21 protein-coding genes, 1 pseudogene and 1 riboswitch are annotated in these 24,047 nt (G+C 40.1%); of the genes and pseudogenes, 3 read left to right on the top strand and 19 right to left on the bottom strand.

Going from position 1 to position 24,047, the window contains the following annotated elements:
• Nucleotides 1-9: 9 nt before the first annotated feature.
• The 9 genes and pseudogenes from cysC to pdxS all read right to left on the bottom strand — a co-directional run bounded on the left by cysC (nt 10) and on the right by pdxS (nt 7,269).
• Nucleotides 10-609 (bottom strand): adenylyl-sulfate kinase, encoded by a 600-nt coding sequence (cysC, locus tag ACFX4H_RS05455; protein ID WP_048680807.1) that lies wholly within the window; start codon nt 607-609, stop codon nt 10-12.
• A 43-nt stretch (nt 610-652) separates the two neighbouring features.
• Nucleotides 653-1,801, bottom strand: a complete 1,149-nt coding sequence (gene sat, locus ACFX4H_RS05450; RefSeq protein ID WP_057277555.1) for a sulfate adenylyltransferase — start codon at nt 1,799-1,801, stop codon at nt 653-655.
• Nucleotides 1,802-1,853: 52 nt separating this feature from the next.
• Nucleotides 1,854-2,570, bottom strand: a complete 717-nt coding sequence (locus ACFX4H_RS05445; RefSeq protein ID WP_063591048.1) for a phosphoadenylyl-sulfate reductase — start codon at nt 2,568-2,570, stop codon at nt 1,854-1,856.
• 169 nt (nt 2,571-2,739) lie between these two features.
• Entirely contained in the window at nt 2,740-2,883 is a 144-nt protein-coding gene (locus ACFX4H_RS05440) for a YezD family protein (protein WP_072273036.1), read from the bottom strand.
• 156 nt (nt 2,884-3,039) lie between these two features.
• Nucleotides 3,040-3,148, bottom strand: a riboswitch (SAM riboswitch).
• A 280-nt stretch (nt 3,149-3,428) separates the two neighbouring features.
• Entirely contained in the window at nt 3,429-3,962 is a 534-nt protein-coding gene (ssuE, locus tag ACFX4H_RS05435; RefSeq protein ID WP_377434375.1) for an NADPH-dependent FMN reductase, read from the bottom strand.
• Nucleotides 3,963-4,149: 187 nt separating this feature from the next.
• The gene (locus tag ACFX4H_RS05430) at nt 4,150-4,737 is read right to left on the bottom strand and encodes a TetR/AcrR family transcriptional regulator (protein WP_377434372.1); all 588 of its coding nucleotides are present in this window, start codon (nt 4,735-4,737) and stop codon (nt 4,150-4,152) included.
• 173 nt (nt 4,738-4,910) lie between these two features.
• Nucleotides 4,911-5,657 (bottom strand): annotated as a pseudogene (locus tag ACFX4H_RS05425) (SDR family NAD(P)-dependent oxidoreductase).
• Between the two features lie 123 nt (nt 5,658-5,780).
• Nucleotides 5,781-6,377, bottom strand: coding sequence for a pyridoxal 5'-phosphate synthase glutaminase subunit PdxT (gene pdxT / locus ACFX4H_RS05420; protein ID WP_283867939.1), 597 nt, complete (start codon nt 6,375-6,377; stop codon nt 5,781-5,783).
• Between the two features lie 4 nt (nt 6,378-6,381).
• On the bottom strand, nt 6,382-7,269 hold the full coding sequence (gene pdxS, locus ACFX4H_RS05415) for a pyridoxal 5'-phosphate synthase lyase subunit PdxS (RefSeq protein WP_034306956.1): 888 nt from the start codon (nt 7,267-7,269) through the stop codon (nt 6,382-6,384).
• 135 nt (nt 7,270-7,404) lie between these two features.
• Between pdxS and pdxR the strand changes: the two genes are divergently transcribed.
• Both pdxR and ACFX4H_RS05405 read left to right on the top strand, forming a co-directional pair.
• A complete protein-coding gene (gene pdxR, locus ACFX4H_RS05410; protein WP_377434370.1) occupies nt 7,405-8,799 on the top strand; it encodes a MocR-like pyridoxine biosynthesis transcription factor PdxR in 1,395 nt (464 codons plus the stop codon).
• Between the two features lie 296 nt (nt 8,800-9,095).
• The gene (locus ACFX4H_RS05405) at nt 9,096-9,233 is read left to right on the top strand and encodes a hypothetical protein (protein WP_377434368.1); all 138 of its coding nucleotides are present in this window, start codon (nt 9,096-9,098) and stop codon (nt 9,231-9,233) included.
• Between the two features lie 433 nt (nt 9,234-9,666).
• Here ACFX4H_RS05405 and ACFX4H_RS05400 read toward each other — a convergent pair whose 3' ends face one another.
• The 8 genes from ACFX4H_RS05400 to ACFX4H_RS05365 form a co-directional block, all read right to left on the bottom strand.
• Nucleotides 9,667-10,998, bottom strand: coding sequence for a D-serine ammonia-lyase (locus tag ACFX4H_RS05400; RefSeq protein ID WP_249597776.1), 1,332 nt, complete (start codon nt 10,996-10,998; stop codon nt 9,667-9,669).
• 101 nt (nt 10,999-11,099) lie between these two features.
• Nucleotides 11,100-12,848, bottom strand: coding sequence for an aminodeoxychorismate synthase component I (gene pabB / locus ACFX4H_RS05395; RefSeq protein WP_377434366.1), 1,749 nt, complete (start codon nt 12,846-12,848; stop codon nt 11,100-11,102).
• A 93-nt stretch (nt 12,849-12,941) separates the two neighbouring features.
• Nucleotides 12,942-13,964 carry an LLM class flavin-dependent oxidoreductase gene (locus ACFX4H_RS05390; RefSeq protein WP_057277548.1) on the bottom strand — a complete coding sequence of 341 codons (1,023 nt, stop codon included), beginning with the start codon at nt 13,962-13,964 and terminating at the stop codon, nt 12,942-12,944.
• A gap of 91 nt (nt 13,965-14,055) precedes the next feature.
• On the bottom strand, nt 14,056-15,054 hold the full coding sequence (locus tag ACFX4H_RS05385; protein WP_377434364.1) for an LLM class flavin-dependent oxidoreductase: 999 nt from the start codon (nt 15,052-15,054) through the stop codon (nt 14,056-14,058).
• Between the two features lie 281 nt (nt 15,055-15,335).
• Nucleotides 15,336-17,582 carry an AAA domain-containing protein gene (locus ACFX4H_RS05380; protein ID WP_377434361.1) on the bottom strand — a complete coding sequence of 749 codons (2,247 nt, stop codon included), beginning with the start codon at nt 17,580-17,582 and terminating at the stop codon, nt 15,336-15,338.
• 232 nt (nt 17,583-17,814) lie between these two features.
• Nucleotides 17,815-19,611, bottom strand: coding sequence for an oligoendopeptidase F (gene pepF / locus ACFX4H_RS05375; protein ID WP_377434359.1), 1,797 nt, complete (start codon nt 19,609-19,611; stop codon nt 17,815-17,817).
• Between the two features lie 117 nt (nt 19,612-19,728).
• Nucleotides 19,729-20,355: an FMN-dependent NADH-azoreductase gene (locus tag ACFX4H_RS05370; protein WP_377434356.1), complete on the bottom strand. Its 627-nt coding sequence runs from the start codon at nt 20,353-20,355 to the stop codon at nt 19,729-19,731.
• 172 nt (nt 20,356-20,527) lie between these two features.
• Nucleotides 20,528-21,262, bottom strand: coding sequence for a YqcI/YcgG family protein (locus ACFX4H_RS05365; protein ID WP_377434742.1), 735 nt, complete (start codon nt 21,260-21,262; stop codon nt 20,528-20,530).
• A gap of 136 nt (nt 21,263-21,398) precedes the next feature.
• Between ACFX4H_RS05365 and ACFX4H_RS05360 the strand changes: the two genes are divergently transcribed.
• Nucleotides 21,399-21,653 (top strand): alpha/beta-type small acid-soluble spore protein, encoded by a 255-nt coding sequence (locus ACFX4H_RS05360; protein ID WP_098864592.1) that lies wholly within the window; start codon nt 21,399-21,401, stop codon nt 21,651-21,653.
• A 122-nt stretch (nt 21,654-21,775) separates the two neighbouring features.
• Here ACFX4H_RS05360 and ACFX4H_RS05355 read toward each other — a convergent pair whose 3' ends face one another.
• Nucleotides 21,776-22,987, bottom strand: coding sequence for an iron-containing alcohol dehydrogenase (locus tag ACFX4H_RS05355; protein WP_377434353.1), 1,212 nt, complete (start codon nt 22,985-22,987; stop codon nt 21,776-21,778).
• Nucleotides 22,988-23,112: 125 nt separating this feature from the next.
• Nucleotides 23,113-24,000, bottom strand: a complete 888-nt coding sequence (locus tag ACFX4H_RS05350) for a R2-like ligand-binding oxidase (protein ID WP_063591036.1) — start codon at nt 23,998-24,000, stop codon at nt 23,113-23,115.
• Nucleotides 24,001-24,047 lie beyond the last annotated feature (47 nt).

The following is a 24,047-nucleotide window of genomic DNA, read 5'->3' as shown; positions in this document are numbered from 1 at the left end:
CCTCCTTGATTAAATCGCTTTCTTTGCTGTTAAATAACCGATTACCTGTTCAACGCACTCTTCAATGCTGTATTGGTCGGATTCTAAAATGATTTCCGGTTGTTCAGGTTCTTCGTATGGAGAGTCGATTCCGGTAAAATCTTTAATGATGCCTTTACGGGCCTTGTCATAAAGCCCTTTTGGATCACGCACTTCACACTCTTCGATCGGACACTTTATGTATACTTCAATAAACTCCCCTTCTTCGAGTAAATCACGTACAATCTGCCGATCTGCCCTGAAAGGTGATATGAAAGCGGTCAATACGAACTGCCCACTATCCACGAATAACTTGGAAACCTCACCAATCCGCCTAATATTCTCGGTTCTATCTTCTTCAGAAAAACCTAAATCTTTATTTAAGCCATGACGGATATTATCACCATCCAAAACATAACTTCGAATATTCCGATTGTATAACTCTTTAGCGACCGCGTTTGCAATCGTTGATTTTCCGGAACCCGATAGTCCTGTAAACCATAGAACCGTGCTTTCATGCCCGTTCTGCTTCCGTCGGTGCTCCTTTGTCAATGACGTCTCATGCCATGTGACATTCGTACTTTTACTCATTTGATAATCCCCCTCTTCATGTGACCCTTCCATTTATGTCAAATCAGTTATAAACTTCATTTTTTTTTAGACCTTCTATCAACACCTCGATGACTTCCTTACGGCTAAAGGTAGCTGGAGGAATTTCTCCATTACGCAACATTTCCCTTACCTTCGTTCCAGACAGGATGACATGGTCTTCCTTGCCATGCGGACAAGTTTTAGCGGAAGCCATATTGCCACATGCTTTACAGTAAAAACTATGTTCAAAGAATAATAGCGTGATTCCTAACTCATCTGCGTTAAAGTTCCCGAAGATTTTTTGGGCATCGTATGTGCCATAATAATCGCCCACACCCGCATGATCGCGTCCGACGATAAAATGGGTGCAACCATAATTTTTACGGACCATCGCATGGAAAATGGCTTCTCTAGGTCCTGCATAACGCATGGCAGCAGGGAAAACTGCAAGGGAGACGCGATCCTTAGGATAATATTTGTCAAGCAGCACTTTATAGCTTTCCATTCTTACATCTGCCGGAATGTCATCTGATTTAGTGGCACCGACGAGAGGATTTAAGAATAAGCCGTCGACGATTTCCAATGCTGTCTTTTGAATATATTCATGTGCACGGTGAACAGGGTTCCTTGTTTGGAAACCAACAACCGTTTCCCATCCTTTTTCAGCGAAAGCCTTCCTTGTCTCGACTGGGTCCAAATAATGAGCTTGAAATAGCGGACGCTCTATTCTCTTGATCAACTTTATTTCCCCGCCGACATATACATCCCCGCGGTTATATAAATTTTTCACTCCAGGATGCTTCTCATCAGCTGTTTGATATACCAATGTCGCTTCCAATTGCTTATCTGGAGTGTAAATATCAGAAACGGAGAGAACCCCGTATGTTTCACCATCATGGGTTAATGTTACTTCTTCACCTATAGTAAGGCTTCCTGCAGTTTCTTCGGTCAAAGGCAGCGTAATCGGGATGCTCCATACATGTCCGCTGCTAAGCCTCATATCCTTTACCACTGTCTCATAGTCACTTTTTGTAAAGAATCCTTTAATCGGGCTGTAAGCACCAGTCCCTATCAATTCAAGATCGCTCAAAGCAATTTCATCGATTTCGATTGACTTCGTTATTTTACTAAAATCATATTTTGGTTCCCAAAGATCGATTAATGTTCCTCCGTGCGGTAAACTGATTGTCATGCTAATTTCCCCCTATGGTTTCTATTTATTTAAGCCTATACTTTCTATTTATTTAAGATAAATGCAATCCGCATTCCGTTTTTTGAGCTCCTTGCCAACGGCCAGAGCGTAAATCATCTGCATTGAAGGCAGGTGCAGTACACGTTTTACATCCAATGCTCGGATATCCATTATCATGCAGGACATTATATGGAAGTCCATTTTTGTGGGCATAGCGCCAAACATCTTTCCATGTCCAATGTATGAGTGGGCATATTTTAACTGATTTGAACTTATTATCCTTATTGATATACTCGGTCTTAGCTCTTGTTTCGGATTGCTCCCTCCGCAGTCCCGAAAGCCAGGCTGTTGCCGATGAAAGCACATCTGTAAGCGGAACGATTTTACGGATGTTACAGCACTTATTGGAATCTCTAAGCCATAATTCATCGCCATATTCCGCCGCTTGTTCCTCAAGCGTCAAGTCAGGTTTCTTCATTTCGATCAAAAGCTTCGGATATCGCTTCTTCACTTCCTCGATCAATTGGTAAGTTTCCTCAAAATGAACATCTGTATCTAGGAAAACTATTTTTGCCGAAGGATTGACCTTCGCCAATAAATCCGTAAGCACGATGCCTTCAATACCAAAACTGCAAGCATAAATCAGTTTGTCACCATAATGGTCATTCGCCCATTTAAGAACTTCCAAAGCACCTTTTGTCTCAGTGTCTTCAGGAAATACAGGGAAGTCCCCTGTATTGAAATTTTCATAGTTTATTAATGCAGCCAACTTTGTAGCCCCCTCTAAAAACTTGCTGTATCAGGTTAGAGTAACTGTTGATCAATTCCCGTTGTAATATTCCCCGGGTTATTTGAATCTAGGAAAAAGAGACGAATCTAACCAATACTCTCTTTATATCAGTTAAACCCGCCTCTAGTTTTTCTAGTCAGCAGATACCTTATTTAATTCTTAGTTTTTCATTTCTCTCCATTTGAATGATTTTACCATCCTGGACAATAAGTGTAATGGATCCATATTTCATTGAATTAAGCATTTCTTGAAGTCGTTCAAAAATTTCTTCAAGCTGATTCTCTTTATCCAAACCAGTTCCTCCTTTAAGAAAATCCGCGAATATTTTATTTTAAATTTCTTAGATTTATATAATTCCATACAACCTTACATTGTTATGGTCTCCCTAAAATTTTCACAAAAAACAAAAATCTTTCCATGATGGAAAGATCGCAAGGTAAATATCTTTACCTTATCTTCCAAAATGATCAACATTTTGTTGGAGGTAGCACCTTGCATCCATCATGCAGGTTGCTGGACTTCAAAGGGCCAATTCCCTCCGTCGCTCTGGATAAGTTTTATTATTTTAAATATTAACATATATTTAATCCTTGTCAATGGAGTTTTCTTATAAAATAACTTGGTTTAATATTATGGATGAACTGTTATTTTTATACACACTATTCAATTTATGATTTTATGTTCATATAAATGCGAAAATAGACTCGTCTTTTTAGATAAAGTCTCCAAAAAAATGAGTCTATTTTCATTATTAGGCCTATTATTGACGCGTGTTATTCTAAAAAAAAATTCTAGGGTTCCAGTCTTTTTATAGAAGGAATTAATTTATTGAAGTCATTAATTTCTTAACTGTATCGCTTCTACAAATTCTTGAACCTGACTCTGGACGCGATCAATTAAATGCAAATCATTGATTGGGTTTTCTGGATTCTGTTTATCTATTTCCTTATCAACAAAATAAATCCCCTGCATCGGCTCGCCTTTTAATATTGAAATTAATGGTTTAAGCGCATAGTCAATCGCCAATAGATGCCTGTTACTTCCACCAATCATGATTGGCAGCACCGGCTTACCCTTAAAAGCACCTTCTGGCAGCAGATCAATCAATGCTTTCAATACACCTGTATAAGAAGCCTTATAAACCGGTGAACCTATAATGACTCCTCTGGCTGCTTGAATTCTCTCTGAAAGCTTTGAGATATCCTCGCTATTATATTTCCCTTGGAATAAATCATCTGCTGTGAAATCCGTAATCGAGAAATAAGCTGTAGTAAATCCTGCATTTTCGACTAATGATTGAATATGTTTTAGTGAAATGTCCGTTCTTGATGGAATAGCCGGACTTCCTGATAAAATTACGATATCGCTCATTTGATACCCTCCAATGTTACAAGATTTCCAGATATAATTTTCTTAGAGCATTTCGTGAAGTATACATTTATCGTAATTGTCTGAAAAATATAAGTCAAATCTTACACTCTGGACATCTACTCTGAATGAAAAAAGAAACGGTCATATTTACGGCTTGATGCTCATGCCCTTAAATATGACCGTTTCATTATGTATGATTTTGTTTCCCATGAATACCATATACCAAAAGTTGAGCAATGCTCTTAATTCGTTCAGAAGTAAAATATGGCTCCTTTTTTTGTTGATGGATCTCATAATGTGTAGATAAAGCCAATGTGAAAGAAATGATCCCTACATTAAATAATATAATATCAGAGATATATTGTATCTCTCCGCTATCTATTCTCTTCTGTATTTCAATATGCCTGGCATTTGGCCTGAAAATCTGATCTACATATTGCTTTGAAATATCTTGATCGAATTGTGTTTCCCTAAATAATATCGAAAACTGTTCTTTATTTTCAAGAATTTTTTTTATCATGGTAGTAACATGATTCTCCACTAGATTATCCGTGGATAGATGGCTAGTCCCATCTTCAGATTCCTCTTTTTCATTAGGGGTAATTGTAGCCAAAAGCAAATCTTTTTTGCTGTCAAAGTATTTGTAAATAGTAGCTTCGGAAACATTGCATGCAGAGGCAATTTCATTCGTTCTTGTCATGTCAAAACCTTTAGTGGCAAAAAGAGTCCGGGCTACATTTATGATTCGTTCTTTGGTTTGCTGCCCTTTTTTCAAAAATATCAACCTTCTTTTATAAAGATAAGACCGGTTTCACCCATCTATTTCCCATGATATATCGCTGGTATCAATCGGTCAATATTACCTTTGATCTATTAGAATTCAATATTCCCATATATCATAAATAGAAAACATCGTCTGGTTGGGACGATGTTTTCTATTTATGAAAATCACTTAAAAGATGCATAGCCATCATCGACCATGACTACACTTCCATTGATCGCATCCGCTTCCTCTAACGATAATAGATAGACGGCATTTGCAATGGCTTCTGGCTTAATCAATTCACCGCGCATTTGCCTTGCATTCAATTTATCGATGATTCCCATGTCTTTATAACCTTGTATGATAGGAGTGTCGACCCCGCCCGGCGCAATGCCCACAACGCGTATGCCATGAGCACCCAATTCCAAAGCTGCTGTCTGTGTCATCATTCTTACAGCGCCTTTAGTCGCCTGATAGGCAAAAGTCCCATGGGAAGCTAAGTAGCCAAACACAGAAGCGGTATTTATAATGACTCCCTTGTTACCCAGTTCCTTCATTTTCCGGCCTGCTGCCATGATTCCAAAGGCCACTCCGTGCTGGTTCACCCCAATCGTTTTGTAGTAACCTTCCATATCTTGATCTAGGATCATACCGCCCGCACCAATGCCGGCATTATTAAACATGATATCGAGCCTTCCGTATGTTTCCACTGCTTTATTGATTAACGATTCAACATCTTCCTACTTAGAAACATCCGTTTTAACATATATGGCCACTCCACCATTAGCTGTTATCTGATCAACGGTTTCCCGGCCCATTTCTTCATTAAAATCCGCAACAACGACCTTGTCCCCTTTTGCTGCGAATTTCAGGCATGTGGCTCGGCCTATACCGCTTGCTCCCCCTGTGATAACTGCAACTCTTGCTGTCATATACATTCCCCTTCCAACTAAGTGAGTGATCACTTAGTTTTTATTATAAAAGTAAAGAATAGTAAATTCAGTTTTGAGCTTTCAAAAGTAAAGCTGTCCTATTAATAGGACAGCTTCATTTGTTTAGCAAGTTTTCAATTCGGCCTTACTTACGGATGTCTTCACCATTTCAATGAAAAGTTGAAGGAAGCGATCATCACCTGTCAATTCTGGATGAAATGCACTTACGAGGACATGGTCTTGTCTCGCAGCCACTACATTTTCTTCATAAACAGCCAATACTTCTACACCTTCTCCAACTCCATCAGCAAATGGCGCCCGGATGAATACTGCCTTATAAGGTGCTTCCATTCCTTTGATGGATAGGTCAGCCTCGAAACTTTCCCGTTGACGTCCAAATCCGTTCCTTTTAACGGAAATGTCCATTAGTTCGAGATAGGCCACCTCATCGCCAGTCAATTCTTTGGCCGCCAATACCATCCCCGCACATGTACCGAAAATAGGTTTTTTACCTTCGAAGAAAGTTTTGATCGGTTCCATAAATCCATAACGATCCATTAGCTTCCTCATCGTCGTGCTTTCTCCGCCTGGAATGATCAAGCCATCGATTTCCCGCAACTGTTCCGGTTTTTTCACTATAATCGCTTGTTCGCCGGCAGCTTTGATTTGGTTCAAGTGTTCTTCAACCGCTCCCTGTAATCCCAAAACACCGATCGTTATCATATTACCATCCACGTTCCTGCATCCGTTCTGCCGGAGCTAGTTTGGAAATATCAATGCCTTTCATTGCACTGCCCAATTCTTTTGACAACTTGCCAATCAATTCATAATCGGTGAAATATGTAGTCGCTTGAACGATTGCGGATGCGAATTTTTCTGGAGTTTCAGATTTAAAAATACCAGACCCAACGAAAACGCCATCTGCTCCCAATTCCATCATCAATGCAGCATCTGCTGGAGTGGCAATTCCGCCCGCTGCAAAGTTAACTACAGGCAATTTACCTGTGCGTTTGATTTCTCTTAAAATTTCAAATGGGGCTCCAAGATTTTTTGCCTCAGTCATTAATTCATCATCACTCATGATGCTCACTTTGCGAATTTGTGACTGTACCTTTCTCATATGACGCACAGCTTCCACAATATTACCTGTTCCTGGTTCTCCTTTTGTACGAAGCATGGATGCTCCTTCACCAATACGGCGCGCAGCTTCGCCTAAATCACGGCAGCCACAAACGAAAGGTACTGTGAAATCACTTTTTAGAATATGGTATTCTTCATCCGCAGGAGTCAGCACTTCACTTTCATCGATATAATCCACTCCCATGGATTCCAGGACCCTTGATTCAACGATATGGCCAATCCTTGCTTTAGCCATGACCGGGATTGAGACTGCATTCATTACTTCCTCGACAATTCGCGGATCTGCCATTCTTGCTACGCCGCCAGCCGCACGGATGTCGGAAGGAACCCTTTCCAATGCCATGACAGCGACCGCACCGGATGCTTCTGCGATTTTTGCTTGTTCTGCGTTAATGACGTCCATGATTACGCCACCCTTTTGCATTTGTGCCATTCCTCTTTTTACTGTGTCAGTTCCTAATAATTTTTCCATTTCTTTCTTCCCCCTAATATTTTCATTTTTTAGATTTGTTAGGCTTAGTATAAAAAAGAGTTGACCGCATTGAAAGTGTCAGTTTTAATAAATTTAATGGGGTCAGTATTTTTTTCAAAAAGGTGGTAACAAAAAATGAATATGCTTTCTTGTGATTTAAATCGGTTAAGTGGAGTACCTTTGTACGAACAATTATATTCATATATTAAAAAAGAAATTATTGATGGCCGTCTTCTTTACGGCACAAAACTGCCTTCCAAACGGAAATTGGCAGAGTTCCTTCAAATAAGTCAAAATACTGTCGAGACTGCATATGAACAATTGACTGCTGAGGGATACGTTGAAGTCATACCAAGAAAAGGGTACTATATTCAAACATTCGAGGATTTAGAGTATACACAAACTAACCAAGTATCATTGGAACAAAGCAATCATAAAGAAGGGGAATTGCTATATCATTTTCATCCCAGCCAAATTGACACGGAACATTTCCCATTTGAAAAATGGAGAAAATACATGAAAAGCAAAATCGATGAATCACATCAAGATCTTCTATTACTTGGGGATTCTCAAGGGGAATATGAATTACGATGTGAAATTGCCCATTATTTGTATCATGCACGTGGTGTACAATGTGTTCCAGAACAGATCATCATTGGTGCAGGAATGGAAATTTTATTGCAGCAGCTTGTCCTTCTATTCGATAAAAATGCCATCTATGGTGTTGAAGATCCTGGGTATCACTTGATTCATCGGATTTTACGCAGCTACCCAAATGAAGTCCATCCACTGCAAATTGATGAAGAAGGCGTAAAGGTGAACCAAATTGAAGATTCAAAGATCGACGTTGTGTATGTCACTCCCTCACACCACTTCCCCAATGGGACGATCCTATCCGTTAACAGACGGACGCGATTGTTGAACTGGGCTCAAGGGGCAGCAAACCGCTATATTATCGAAGACGATTATGATAGTGAATTTCGTTATAGTGGAAAAACAATTCCTTCCTTGCAGAGTATGGATGCTGGTGATAAAGTGATTTATTTAGGGTCATTTTCCAAATCATTGATGCCATCAATTCGGATCAGTTATATGGTTCTTCCCGCTCCATTGTTACAAATTCACCAACAGGAATTGTCTTTTTACCATTCAACCGTTTCTCGGATTGATCAGCATGTGTTGACACAATTCATGAAGGAAGGTGATTTCGAAAAGCATTTGAATCGCATGAGGAAAGTGTACCGTCGGAAGTTGGAGAAAGTGATCGATCTTTTTAAGCCACATCAACAAATAAAAATCATTGGAGAGAGGTCAGGTTTGCATATCGTCCTCATCGTCAAGAACGGCATGGATGAACAGACACTTATTCAAAAGGCAAACGAAGACCATATTAAAATTTATGGATTATCAACATATTCAATCGAGAAAATTGACGAACATCCTCCAAAAATCATATTGGGCTTTGCAGGGATTCCTGAATCCGAATTGGAAAAAGCCATTCACCTTTTATTGAACTCATGGGGGTTATAAATATATAGAAGTTCACTGTCGTGAACTTCACGAACTGTAGACAAACTTTCGATCGAGTTTGTCTACAGTTTTTTTAGCTTTTACATATTGAACGTTGATTTCCACTTCAGGCACTTGCTTTCCGCCGGCGGTCTGCCCTCGGCTTTGGCCTGAGCGGGTCTCCCCTAGACGCGCTTTTAGTAGTGGCACGGCATTTCTGGCACGCATATCGTGGAAGATGCAGATCATCTGCGTCATTTTTATATCTAAAACCTATATATGGGAAACATAAAAAACGATTGAGTGTGTATTCGTAGATGCAAAAGAAGTATGATATGCGTAAGACTGCTTTCAGGGGATATAAAAAATTGCCGATGCAAGCGATGCTTACTTTCTCTGCCATTAATTTAAAGAATATGGCCAATTGGACATGGCTAGGTCCAAAAGTGGCTTAACATAGTGGCTCATAGAGCCCCAATTTCTTAACTTTAGGAGATATTTCAATGAAAATGCCAAAAGAGGTTCGGAATGGTCTCATCCTGATTCCCTCTCACGATTGTATCGGGATGATTACCATGATTTTAATACAAGACTTTTCTTTGTGATGAAATTCGGATTGAATGTCTGGAGCCCAGCCCCTGCTTGAAGCTTGCGGTGAGGAGTATTTGGCAGGACGTCGACCTTAAGGGAACGGAATCATCATCCGGACCGCAAAATGTGTGCTCCGGGGTTCGAATAATTCGTTGTCGGTCCAATAAAGTGCGGTTTGGACGAAAAACGGCTTCGTCTGAAAACAACTGAGAGGTTTTTCAAATAAAAATAATGCAGGCAAACTCACCTTTTCTACGAGTTTGCCTGCATTCTAAAATTTCACTCTTGTGGATTTTTTTAACTTTTAGATAAATACAGTTCCATCATATCTTTTGGTACCATGCTCCCGCCGGTCGCCCAGATGACATGCGTCGACTGGTTCATTTTATCCAGCAGTTTTTGATCCATAAGATATTCCCTTCCTTCTTTAGCTGACAAAAGTTGTATCGGACCAAATGCTCCTGCTAAGGCAGATGGCTCTAAATAATGTCCTTCCGTCTCTGCCATTTCCTTGAGCAGTTCGAATAACCTTCTATCCTCTATGGTATAGCTGCCGCTTAACATGGTCGTCATCATACTGGAAACCAATCCTGAAGGCCTTCCTACTGCAAGACCATCCGCTTCCGTCTTATTATCGATGCCAAAGTCCTGAACCGAAACTTTGTCATGAAGTCCTGTCATCAATCCGAGCGTCATGCATGGTGAATGTGTCGGCTCTGCAAAAAAACAATGTACATCATCTTCAAAGGCTAACTTGAGCCCATATGTTATGCCGCCGGGCCCGCCGCCGACTCCGCATGGTAAGTACACAAACAAAGGATGATCTTCATCTACGGTAATGGACATATCTTTCAATTGTTTCTTCAGGCGCGTTGCAGCTGTCGCATAACCTAGCAGCAGATCCATGGAATTTTCATCATCAATAAAGTGGCAATCGGGATTAAGTGATGCTTCTTTACGGCCTTCTTCTACAGCTTTACTATAATCATCATCATATTCCTTTACAATGACACCCAGACTTGTTAATTTATCTTTTTTCCACTGTTTGGCATCTGCAGACATATGGACCGTTACTTTAAATCCCAGCTTCGCGCTTATTATTCCAATACTCATTCCTAAATTGCCGGTTGAACCGACAGCAATCGAATATTTTGAAAAAAGCTCCTTATATTCATCACTCGCAAGTATTCCATAATTATCAGTCCGCTTTAAACCGCCATGCTTCATTGCTATTTCCTCAGCACGTTTTAAGACCTCATAAATACCTCCGCGTGCCTTGATTGAACCTGATATAGGCAAATGACTGTCACATTTCAGCAAAAGTTTTCCCGCAATTTTAGTTCCATAGGATTTTTCCAAGTTTTTTTGCATGAAAGGAATCTCGACTAGAGGTGATTCAATGATCCCCTCCATTGGTTCAGTTTCTGGAAATGCTTTAATTATATAATTGGCAAAACTATTTAATCTTTCTTCAGCCGATTTAACTTGTTCAGCTTGGACGATTGGATTTTCTTGTTTGTTACCGTAATCTGGATTCTTCCAGAAGACTTCATTCATCTTTATCACATTATTAAGTATAGGATCTTTCGCTTTCCATTCGTTAATCGATAATCCTGCGATTTTATGCATCTCCTCAGCAGTCCCTCCCGGAAATGTAGTATTCATCATCTACTATAACTCAACAAACTGTAATAAAGATTACAATTTTCACTTTTTTACGAATTATCAGCTTAGAAAGTTAAATTCACTTTTAATTTCCCTCGCACACTATTAATGAACCAAATTTCCTCAGCGTTATTGAGGTCAGTCTTTGAAATGTTTTTCACCTTGATTTCCTTCTTCCTGATCAATTCTTGACGAAATGTTCCTGCAAGCAGACCTGATTCCACCGGAGGGGTATAGAGGTCACCATTTATCCTTACCACTACATTTCCGTTCGTGAATTCCGTGATGTATCCTTCTTCATTCCAAAGCAGAACATCCTGGAAGTCGGGATTATTCATTTGAAAGCCTTCATAGACATCACGATTGGTGGTCTTATGAAATAGAAATGGATTTGCCCTTGATATTGGATCTTCAGCCAGTATGGCCTTGAATTCTGGATCAAGGGGCTTGATTGCTTGTCCCAAGACTTCAATTTCACCATTTTCATGTAGTAGTACCCTTACTTTTTGCAGCGTCCCATGGTTTATTTCCGCATACTTTTGGAGTCGATCTCTAAGATTCATTTCAGAGAATCGATAATTGAAGTACTCAGCGGATTGTTTCATCCGGTCGATATGATCATTCAACAAATAATATTCGCCATCGCTGAGCTTTATCGATTCCAATAGTTTGTAAGCAGGCCGTTCAACCGTTAATAATTTGGCTTTTAAAAAGGCTTCGTCATATTCTTCCGATAACTCGGAATCCCAAGTGATCCCCCCGCCAACCCCATACTCGGCTTTCCCTGTTTCCTTATCAATCACGACCGTACGAATCGGCACATTAAAAACGGCTTCGGATTCAGGAGTGATAAACCCGATTGCACCGCAATAAACTTCACGCGGTGAATTCTCGATATCAGCGATGATTTCCATCGTTTTAATTTTAGGTGCCCCTGTTATCGATCCACAAGGAAAAAGGGCCTTGAATATATCAATGATTGTTGTTCCTGGATTCGTATCGGCTGTAATCGTGGATGTCATTTGCCAAACGGTCGGATATTTTTCAATTGCCTTAAGTTGTGGAACTTCGACACTTCCTGGTTCCGCAATCATTCCCAAATCATTTCTTAGCAGGTCCACAATCATGTAGTTTTCAGCTTGATTCTTTTCCGAGGCTGCCAACCATTCAGCATTAAGCCAATCCCCTTTCAGTGTCGTTCCCCGCTTTACCGTTCCCTTCATGGGCCGAGTAATCAGCTGACCATCTTCCCAACGAAAAAACAACTCGGGTGAAGCCGAGAGGATTCGATGTGAACCCACGTTCAAATATGCACTATAGTTCGAGCGTTGGGCTCTCTTCAAACGTTCAAAAAAAGCGAAGTCATCCCCTTCGAACTGAGATTGCAAACGCATCGTATAATTGACTTGGTATGTGTTTCCTTTCTTAATTTCTGATTTTATTCTTTGAAATCCGGTACGATAGGCATTTGAATCCGTTTCTGATTGCCATTCAGCTAAATGAAAAGCCCCGGTCATTTTTTCAGGTATTTCCGCTTCCGGTTTATCAAAAATCCCGAACCATAATAATGGCATTTTGGCTCCATCTTTTACTTTAAAGGATTGTTCAAAAGCAGGTGCCGCTTCATAGGAAACATATCCCGCTGCATAATTCCCCTGTTCGATCGCTTCCTGGACTTTTTGGAATTGGGGAAGGACATCCTCAATTGAATGGGCGGTGATCACTTTTTTCGGATTCGCAAAATATAGTGGCCTGCTGTCACCTTGTTTATCTGTGAAGTGAAATATTAGGGATAAAGGATCTTCTCGTTTCATTACTCTCTCCTAACTTTGTTTATGAAGCCAATCGGTATGTATTTTTATAAAAAAGCTTGCAGACACGGGATCTGCAAGCTCATTCTTTAACAATTATTTCATTCCAGTAACCTCTGCAATGATTTCATAAGAACGAAGGCGTGCATCCTGATCATAAATGGCAGAGTTTATAATCATTTCATCCGCCTGTGTTTCATTTAAAAATCCCTGCAACTGCTCTTTTACCTCTTTTGGATTACCTATAATGGAAGCGTTCAGCTGCTTCATGACAATGGCTTTTTCATATTCTGTCCAAAGGCCTTCCATCGTATCAACTGGAGGAGCTAGTTGACCGGGTGTGTTCCGTATCAAATTCAAGAACTGCTGTTGATATGATGTAGCAATCCTTTGTGCTTCTTCCGTAGTATCGGCTGCAAAAACATTGATACCAACCATGACATAAGGTTTATCTAGAACGTCGGATGGTTGGAAATTATTGCGGTAGCGGGCTAAAGCTGGTTGAGTATTTTCAGGGGAAAAATGGCTTGCAAATGAAAATGGCAATCCCAGCTGTGCTGATAATGCTGCACTGAACCCACTTGAACCAAGCAGCCAAATCGGGATGTCCTGCCCTTCTCCAGGAATGGCGCGAACACGATTATGTTTAGAATCCGCATCTAAATAGCTACGGAGCTGCGCCAATTGTTCAGGAAAATCCTGACCGTTATTACGTACATCACCCCGAAGTGCCATGGCTGTATATTGGTCGCTTCCCGGAGCACGCCCCAGTCCTAAATCTATTCTGCCAGGATACATTGCTTCCAATGTTCCAAATTGTTCTGCGATAACCAGCGGTGCATGATTCGGTAGCATTATGCCTCCAGAACCTACCCGAATTCTTTCCGTCCTGCCTGCAACATAGCCTATAAGCACTGACGTTGCAGAGCTTGCAATCCCAGGCATGCTATGATGTTCTGCAACCCAGAAACGGTTGTAATTCCATTGCTCCGCATGCTTAGCTAATTCTACTGTATTTTTAAAAGCTCCCGAAACTGTACCACCTTCAACAATAGAAGCCAGGTCCAGAACGGAAAAAGAAATGTCGCCAAGTTTTTTTGCATATTGATCAGCATTCATATCTTCATCTTCTTTCTTTCAATTATGATAAATCGGACGCAAAGCCATCATATAGAAAATACACAAAAAATGCACATAAAATGCTTAAGGATTAACTGTTAAGAATTTCCCTGGCAATCAATCGAAACGAATTAAGCCGATCCTCCAACTTATGAGTGATGGTTATCAGCATGATTTCATCTGCCTGATATTTCTCCTGAATCGTCAATAGGCGATCCTTAACTTGTGAAGGGGTACCAAAAATCAGTTTTTTATGCATGGTATCCATCTGTGTTTTTTCTTTTTCAGTCCATTCATGATTCCTTACCTCTTCTATACTTGGAACTTGCTTTCTTTCCCCATGTCCACTTTGAATTTTCCACAGGGTGTTGCTGAGGGCGATTTCTTTCGCATATTCTTCCGTTTCAGCACAAATGGCCGATACCGTAATAATCGTTTTAGGTGCTTTGAGCAACCCTTTTGTTTGAAAGTGCTCACGGTACTGTTTAAAACTCTGCACGCCATCATTTTCGCTCATGAATTCCCCAAACGCGTATGCAGTTCCATTCTCAGCGGCTAGTTTTGCACTTTTCCCGCTTGTTCCCAATATCCATGGTTCAGGGGATACCATTGGGATAGGAGCAGCAGAGACATTTGAAAACGGATGTTCTTTCGGAAATTCATCTCTTAGAAAATTCAACAGTTCTTGAACAAGTTCGGGCATTTTGTATACATTTTGAAGGAAATTATCGGATAAGGCCATCGTTGCTTCGGCAGATCCACCAGGAGCACGTCCCATTCCTATATCAATCCGGCCTGGAAAAAGCGTGGCTAGCATATTATATGTCTCTGCTATTCGGTATGGCTTATAATGTGGAAGCAGTACTGCCCCTGATCCAATCCGGATATTTTTTGTTTGTGAACCAATATAGCTTATCAAAACCTCTGGAACGGAACAGGCCAAGCCAGGCAAATCATGATGTTCAGTAAACCAGATTCTGCTATACCCCAGCCTATCTCCTTCTTGAGCTAGTTGAAGTGAAGCCTGCAAAGCTTCTTGTGCTGATTGCCCGGATGCAATCGGGGATTGATCCAATATGCTCAATTTCAATTTGTTACCTCCTTTCTTGGCTTTCGTAACTTAATCGTAAATCATAACCAGCCGAAAGTCGCCTGAAACGCTTGCTTTGTTAGTTTAGTTTGCAGCCTTTAGCAGAAAATATAAGGAGTTGAATCCAAATTGGGGAGTATAAGTAAATTGTATATTCTAGCGAGGTGTTTGGTTTAATATACTAAGGACGCAAGTGGCTCAGATGGTCGTCATTTATTCTAGCGAGGTCTTTTTAGGGATTTATGTAAAAAAGAAAAGCCCTTATAAGGGCCTTTCCCGAGCTATTCACTTTTTTTGAATTGAGATAGTAATTCATCTGCCATGATTTTTGAATCCAAACGAGCCGCTATATATGGGGGCTGAACCCGATTATTGGACTCCACGGGCAAACCTAGCCAAATAACTCGATGATCAAAGATGATAAAGGAAAAGGAAATAGGTGAACAAATAAAATGATCCGAGTTGATATCAGGATTTCTTTTTGCTGATATGATCGTCAATTTCACTGCAGGGTTCCGTTTCATTAAATATTGCTGCCATTCTTCTGACAGACTGTTCAAATCCGGTACAGCGATAACCATATCATGTTTTGTAGTTTCAATATCTTCCTGAAAGTCCTCCAATTTACGGGCATGCATCCATCGTAATTTCGGGTGCTGGTGGATAACCCATTTTCCAATGTCTTTCTTTGATACAATCTGATCATTTTGAATTTGATGATCGACAAGCTGACGAAGTGTTTTACTGCGATAAACGTGTTTGTTAACAAACGAAGTGTCACATACATGTACGAACTTACCTTTCGTCCTTGTTATGGCCACGTTAATCAGCCTTTCACTTTCTCTCCCTGTCAATAACATTCCAGCCCTGTTTTGTGGATAACTATCTACTGTGTCAAAGATCATCATCTCACGTTCACTTCCCTGGAAACGATGTACAGTTGCAGCGATGATATCCGCAGTTTGCCGTTCTTTTTCATATAAGTCATCCAATAGCTTTTCCATCAATTCTGCCTGAGCCCGATATGGTGCGACATAACCAATTGACCTTGAACCGCCCACATAAGCTTCATGAATCAACTGAAAAGATAAAAGCAATTGCCATAAATTCATTCTCGAGTGGGATGTCCGTTCAGTGATGCAATATTCCCCTGCTAAGCTAGTATCAAGAAGTGCCGATGCCCTATTGGCAAACGGTTCCGCCAGCATTATGCCCTCCCTGCTAGTCGCAACACTTTTATGATCGCCAACAAAATTGTTATAGACGACACGATTAGTGAATGCTGAAATATCCGGATGCATGCGGCGCTGTTCCTTTAATAGGAATAAATGTGGATGGAGTTCTCCTTCTTCAACAGACTGGGCGACACCGGCCCGATGAAATATGTCTTCCTTCAGCCAAAGTTTCACGAGGGAATCACGAGCCGAAGCAATGGGCGGCAATTGTTTGAAATCACCACAAACGATAATATGCTTGGCTAACGCTGCAGCAAAAGCCACCTGAGGAACGTAAGCCATACTCGCTTCATCCAAGATGACCAGGTCATACTCCTTTTGATAAACCGTTTCGTCATTTGCGGCTTTAGCTAAGGTCGTCCCGATTACTTTTGCTTCTTTTACGAATTGAATTTCTTTTTGGCGGATTTTCTCCAATACTTTGGCCAGCTTTTTCTCTATCCCAATTAAATGATCTGTATCCCTTTTACTGAAGGAACCTGCCAAATCATATTTTAAAAGACGTTTTTCTTCGCCAAGTTCTTCTTTTTCTTTAATTAATGTCGGTTCATGTTTACCTAATAATTGCCCCGTAACAATATCATCATGGATAGCTAGTGATTCACCGATTTGAGATCCATAGCGAAGCACATCGCCTTCTTTGAAACGATCTTTCTTTTTAATGAATGATGAAATTTCAGCCATCAAAACATCTACAGCCTGGTTGCTATGGGACAAAACCAGAACTTTTTTAGCTTGTAAATAATGATTGGCTACTGTACGAGCCAAAGTATAGGTTTTTCCTGTTCCAGGCGGTCCCCAAACAAAAGTGACAGGATTGAACTTCGAGCGGGAATATAATTCTTTCACACTGCTTTGTTTTTCAGTTAAAGGATGTTTTTGCGGCATGGACGGATCCATCAGGCGCTTGATTCGAAGCCTTTTCCTTTTACTCCTCTTGATTTCATCCAAGCGGATGATCAATTGCTCCAGCAATTCCCAGGGATCATGGTATAAAAAGGCTTCACTGATGATATCGCCTAACGAGCGATCAAAAACAATGATTATACTTTTCCCTTCCGATGAGAGGATTCTTCCATCCTGTTTAATCCCTCCCCATTCAAGTCGAACGAGGGAACCGACAGGGATTTTTACCGATGAACCTGTTTCAAAATAATAGTTGAAGGAACCGTCGCTTGTAAGCAGATGGCCGTTCGAAACCAAGTATTTTGTGCTGCCATATTTTTTCAAATGCAGGATTTCAAGTTGAAGTGCCTGCTGCCATTCTTTTATATAATTAACTGTCGAATTCATTTTTCACTTTCCTCACAAAATATGCCATTGTAGTACGAAGAAACTGGCCCATTGGCTAGGCTCCGATGTTGAAAATAACGCTGTCATCATGACTTTTTTCGCGAATTAACTGTTTCTTTTGCATATAAAATAAGGCCCAATCTATTGATTGGGCCTTTCATACGCCAATGTTTTAACTATAGCATTTTTTATAACATCATACCATGGGCTCTTTTGGAAGAAATGGTTTAGATTAGCCTTCTGTCAACTCACTGAATTGGTCGACGAGATCACTGAAAATCTTCATTGCATTTTCGATCGGCTCAGGTTTCGTTAAATCTACTCCTGTTTTCTTAAGCAGCTCCAATGGGAAATCGGAACTCCCGCTTTTCAAGAAAGTCAAATAACTTTCAAGTGTTTTTTTGTCCCCAGAAAGGATCTTATCAGCGATCGTAATGGCTGAAACGTAACCAGTAGCATATTTGTAGACATAAAACGGACGATAAAAGTGTGGGATGCGTGACCAGCCATACTTCACTTCTTCATCGAAACTTATTTCATCACCATTATATGCACGAAATATCGATTCATAGGCTGTATTAAAAACCTCGGCATTTAGAGGTTCTTCATTTTCAGCTTTTTCATGTACAATCTTTTCGAACTCCGCAAACATCACTTGTGTGAAGAATGTCCCTTTAAAACTATCTATGAAATGGTTAAGTAAATGTTTTTTCTTTTGTACGTCTTTTGTTATCTTAATTAAATGGCGAATCAAAAGGATTTCATTCACAGTGGAAGCAACCTCAGCGACAAAAATGGAATACCCAGCACTTATTTGCGGTTGGTATTTTGAGCTATAGTATGAATGCATGCCATGTCCAGATTCATGTGCAAGTGTAAATACACTGTCTAAATCATCACGATGATTTAATAGGATGAAAGGGTGAACACCATAAAGTCCTAAATTGTAAGCACCTGAACGTTTTCCAGGTGTTTCCCTGACGTCGATATACCTGTTTTCCTTAAAGGTTTTAAGGATTGTGATATACTCTTCGCCAAGCGGCTTTAGTGCATCCACCATCAAAGCAAAACCATCATCATAAGAAATCTCCTCTTTAGCCCCTTCGACTAATGGTACACTTAAATCATATGCACGTAATTCTTCTACACCCAGCAATTTTTTTCTTAAATGAATGTATTTATGCATGGGTCCGATATTTTGCTTAGTAGACATAATCAAATTATCATAAACCTCTTTTGGAACTTGATCTCCAAATAAGGATTTTTCCAAGGCAGATGGATAATTTCTCAGCTTTGAAAGATTCACATTATTTTTGATTGCCGTTGCAAGTGTGGAAGCGATTGTATTCTTCAATTGTACATATGGCTGATAATATGCGAAATAAGCCTCTTTTCTTTTATCCCGATCATCATCTTCAATCAATTTGGAATACATTCCTCGCGTCAGCTCTACCCTCTCGCCGTCTTCATTCGTAACTTCCCCAAATTTTATATCCGCATTGTTGATCATTCCGAACGTTTTTTGTGGAGCTGAAAAGGCTTCGCCTATTTGCGAAAGCACTTCTTCTTGTTCTTTCGTTAATACATGGGCTTTATAGCGGAAGGAATCCAATAAATCCTCTTCAAAATATTTCAAACCCTCGACTTCTTTTATGTACCCTTTTAATGTTTGTTCTTCCAGACTTAGAAGAAACGGCATGAAGAATGCGGAAGCATTACTTATTTTCTGCCCTAACTTACCAGCTCGATCCAGCAATGCTTGTGATGAGGTGACCCGTGTATCCAAATCGGTTTGAAGCATGGCAAATACATATAGCTTGTTATAAATGTAGCCAACTTCCTCACTTAACCGTAAATACTCGAATAAATCTTGGGCTGACTGAATATGGCCGTCGTAAGTTTTTAATTTTTCTGTCATCTTCAGGACTTCTTGATAATCTTTTTCCCAATTAGCTTGACCTTCGTAAATATCCTTTAAATTCCAAGTTTCTTCTATCTTTAATTCGTCACGCGATTTAAACGTTTGCATATCGTCTGCACTTCCTTTCATGCTTTTAGCTTACCCTTTATTATAATCGACTTTCAGAAAAATCTGCATAGAAAAACCAGTATGCTAAAAATACATACTGGTTTTCCTTTTAAAAAATTAGAATTTTGCTGCAGTTTCAGCAACTTTCGCCAATCCTTCTGCAACGATATCCTGTGAGCGATCTGGGTATTGATTATGTCCCTCGATTACGACCGTTTCTGGGTTTTTAATGCCCCATAAGTTTAGATTCATCGTTACGTATTTCTCAGCCATTTCGCCAGCTTCCATTCCAGGCAATGCATAATCGGATCCGCGTGCATTAAGTAAAGCCACTTTTTTATCTCCAGCTAAGCCAACTGGGCCTTCAGCTGTATATTTGAATGTTGTTCCCGCTTGGGCAAGATAAGAAATATAAGTTACCAATGGTGCCGGAACCGTTGCGTTCCATAGCGGGAAGGCAAATACTACTTTATCGGCAGCAAGGAATTGATTCAAGTATTGTTGCACGATATCAGCAATTTCCACTTCTTCTTCAGTCAATTCCATGCCTTGATTGCGTTTAAATAAGGCAGTGATTGCAGTATTTCCGTAATAAGGCAAATTCAATTCAAATAAATCCAATTCAGTTATTTCATCGCTACTATTTGCTTCCTTATATGCGTTCAAAAACGTTTCATACATTTTAACACTGATTGCTTGATCCGCTGGGCGGTCATTTGATTTAACAAACAATACTTTAGACATTTTCGTTCCCCCAATTGTTAATTTTGTATATTTAATAAAAATAGCATTTAATCCATATATCTCGAATTAACTGCAATTGCTACTTTCACATTATAAAACTGAAAATTCAATAAGGCAAGGATTATGTTTTTTATTTTCAAACGCAAAAAAACCGAGAGCAATTTGCTCACGGTTACGTTAATTGTTTATGATGGAAGGGACACTTACCTTTTATCGGTTCTATATCATCCCCTATGAAAAATTGTTTCCATTCATTATGATTTACATCGCCAAAGTGACTGATATCAGGATGCTTCGGGAGATTATCCCATTTCTCCACCCGTTCCCGGACCTTTTCCCGCGACATGATTCCGCCTTTTTCCGTTCCTTCCAATCCTTCAAAGATCATCCGGGGCTGGAAACCAAGGACGAGGCTATTTCCTAAATCGCGAGTTTTCCGCTGTTTATAAGCAGGTGCATTACCAAAGACAAAGATTGGTTCCCCGGCAAAATGATAGTCCCATAAATAATGATCCGGATCTTTCGGCTTTTCAATTGGCCAAGGTTTTTCATCCGCTTGATGCAGGTATTGCAGGATCTCCCAAAACCTTTTACGGTAAAATTCTATATCACCCTCTATCGAATCAGGCTCCATAAAAACGAAAAGTCCATGCCTTATATATGGTGGTTCCTGAAATAAATCAAGAAAGCTTTCCACTGCTTTTGGGAGATTGGACCAATCTTCCTGTGTGATATAAGCATAACGAAGTTCCCCTTTATTTTCAGCTTTCATACCAAAATAACAAGGAAAGGTTTTATCGGTCACTGTTTCTTGGAATGTTTGATATTCCTTGATTAGCCATTGCGGCACTCGATCGGGATTTGTCATATCTTCTTTTGTTAACAAACTTGAATTCGCAGTCAGCATCATTTTCTCCTTAAATCGTCGTTTTATTATATGTTACCCGCTTTAATTAAACTAAAACTTCTTCTAATTTCAAATCAGGTTTATCATTTTCATTTCATTAGGATAACCTAAGAAAAAAATAGGAGGAGGTTGCTAAATGGCAAGGAGAAGGAGAATATTAGTATCTGAAGCGCGACAAGGCCTTGATGATTTAAAAGCCAAAATCGCTGGTACAAAGAATCCCGAAGAGGCGAAGTTTGAAGTAGCGAAAGAAATGGGCGTACCGTTGAAAAAAGACTATAACGGTGAACTGACATCCAAGCAGAATGGAAAAATAGGCGGAAAGTTAGGCGGAGGCATGGTCAAGGAACTTATAAAGATGGCACAGGAAAACTTAGGAAAAAAACATTAACCAGAGTCTATCTGTAATTCTTAGACATCAGATAAGGAAATGCACTTTTGAATGGTGAAATTCGGGACTTAACACGTTACAACTCAATAAAAGCCAACCTTTACGGGCTGGCTTTTTTAGTATCAGTTAATTCTTACGGGTGAAACTCTTGAAACAACTGACATTATTACTTCCTTCGACATCGGGTAATTAGCGGCAGCTGGGTCGGTCATTACTGCTTTCAGAATTCTTTCCATATCCGACTGGTTAATTCCATAGGCGCTGAAGTCGGAGGGCAGCCCTAGATCAGATAGGAAAACACGTAGCTTTTCTACCACTTTCGCTAAGATCCTTTTTGAATCTTCATCCTGTACTTTCACACTAAAGGCTTCAGCAATCAAATGGGCCTTTTGAAGATATAAATCCGGGATTGATTCCATGACGACCGGTAATAATACGGCATTGGCCAGTCCATGCGGAATACGGAATAACGCCCCATATGCGTGGGCAAAATTATGAACCGGAATCGCATTCAATGCACTACAAAATGCAGTGATTCCCATCATGCTTCCATGCAGCATTTCCATTCTAGCCTCAATATTCGTTCCATCATTTACGGCCGTCGGTAAATTTCTTTCAATAACTCGAATGGCCTGATATGCATATGCATCGGTTATAGATGTCGCAGCAGGTGAAATGATCGCTTCAATTGCATGTGTCAATGCATCGATACCAGTAAACGCCGTAATGCCAGACGGCAGTCCGACTGTTAACTCTGGATCTAGAATCGCAACATCCGAACTTAAAAAAACATTGTATATATTCATTTTGACTTTTTTATGTTCATTATATATGACTGCGATCGGGGACACTTCAGAACCGGTTCCTGCTGTTGTGGCTACGGAAATATGCGGGATATTCATGGATTGTGCTTTTGGAAAACCCTCATATAGAAAACCGCTTGGCATTGAATCGTTTATATCCGTAATTCCTTTATATAATCCGTATTTCAATGCTTTTGCGGTATCGATGACACTCCCTCCACCAATGGCAAGGATGGCATCGGCATGAACTTCGCGTGCATATTTCAATGCTTCATTTACACATTTACTCGCTGCGTCTTGTGTTACACCCAGAAACTGTCCAACTATTTCAGCTTCGGCACCCAACTTCTGCTGCTCAAAAGTTTCGGCAACTTTTTTAACGACGCCTGCATTTTCCAAGCCAGCATCGCTCACGAGCAGAATCCTTCTTGCCCCAAGACCATTGAATAGGCCCGGTATGAGTGAACGAGTGTTAGTGCCACTGTAAACCGAAGACCTTAACCAAAAATTCGAATGAGCATTTACCTTCATATCGTTTCACCTCGGATTAATAATCTATATTCGCAGTTAAGGATCGTTCATACGCTGCATTCAAGTTCCTAATGGCCATCATTAACGAATGTAAACTTACAGTACTCTTGTATCTTATTTCGGCATTATAACACCCCATATTCCTTTTCATTGCTTTGATAGATTTCTTCAATCCCTTTCCCTTTCGCCCTGGCTAATATCTCCATCCGCACTGATAATTGTTTCAGGGTAAAATTCAATACAGCTTGTTGATCATTACCAAAGGGATTTCCTAACCGATCATATCCCTCTGTATTTAACGTGATGGCCAGTGGTGAAAGCTCCTCCATCCTCTTTTCAACCTGTTTAAAGATATGTGGATGTTCACTGATGATTCGCTGCAGCAGGAAAGTCCCATATGCAATATGGCGTGATTCGTCCTTCTTCAAAAAACCCACACCTTTTAATAAACCAGGCATCATTTTATTAGTTTCGAGAGTCTGATAGAACCCGAAATATCCAGTTTCTGCAAGAACGCCTTCGGTAAACATATTATAAACAGTTGCTGCTTCTGCCAAGGCTTCTGGTGATTGATCGGTTAAAAGTTTCTCCATCGTTTCAGGCAAAATTTCATAAAAAATCGATTTATAAGTGTCTGAGTGATAAACCGTCAAATCACCCGTTTCACCAATTTGATCTAATGTATAGCGAAAGAACTCCATATGCTTCGCTTCCTCAAACAGAAATGTCGTTAAGTACATTTCTTCTTCGATCCGGCCTTCTTTGGCTATTGTCATTATGAGCGGCAGCAAATCCAAAGTCACGGCTTCTTCCCCGCCCTGAAAAAGGGAAATGATCCGTAATAACACTTCCCTTTCAATGTCAGTAAATGACTTCCAATCTTCTTTATCCTGGCTGAAATCAATGTCTCGAGGATTCCATATACCGAATCTCTTTGCCTTTTGGTAAAGTTTAAATGGTAGGGTATCTTCTCTAAAACTCCTGCTTGTGGTCGTTAAACTCTTTCTTTTCATGGTAATGCCTCCTTGAAATATGAACTTTAAACTTTTGAATCTCTAAG

The sequence above is a fragment of the Peribacillus sp. YIM B13477 genome (assembly GCF_042787955.1).
Classification (GTDB): Bacteria; Bacillota; Bacilli; order Bacillales; family DSM-1321; genus Peribacillus; species Peribacillus frigoritolerans.
The sequence above is the reverse complement of the archived record's forward strand: the minus strand, read 5'-3'. Positions and strand labels throughout refer to the sequence as shown.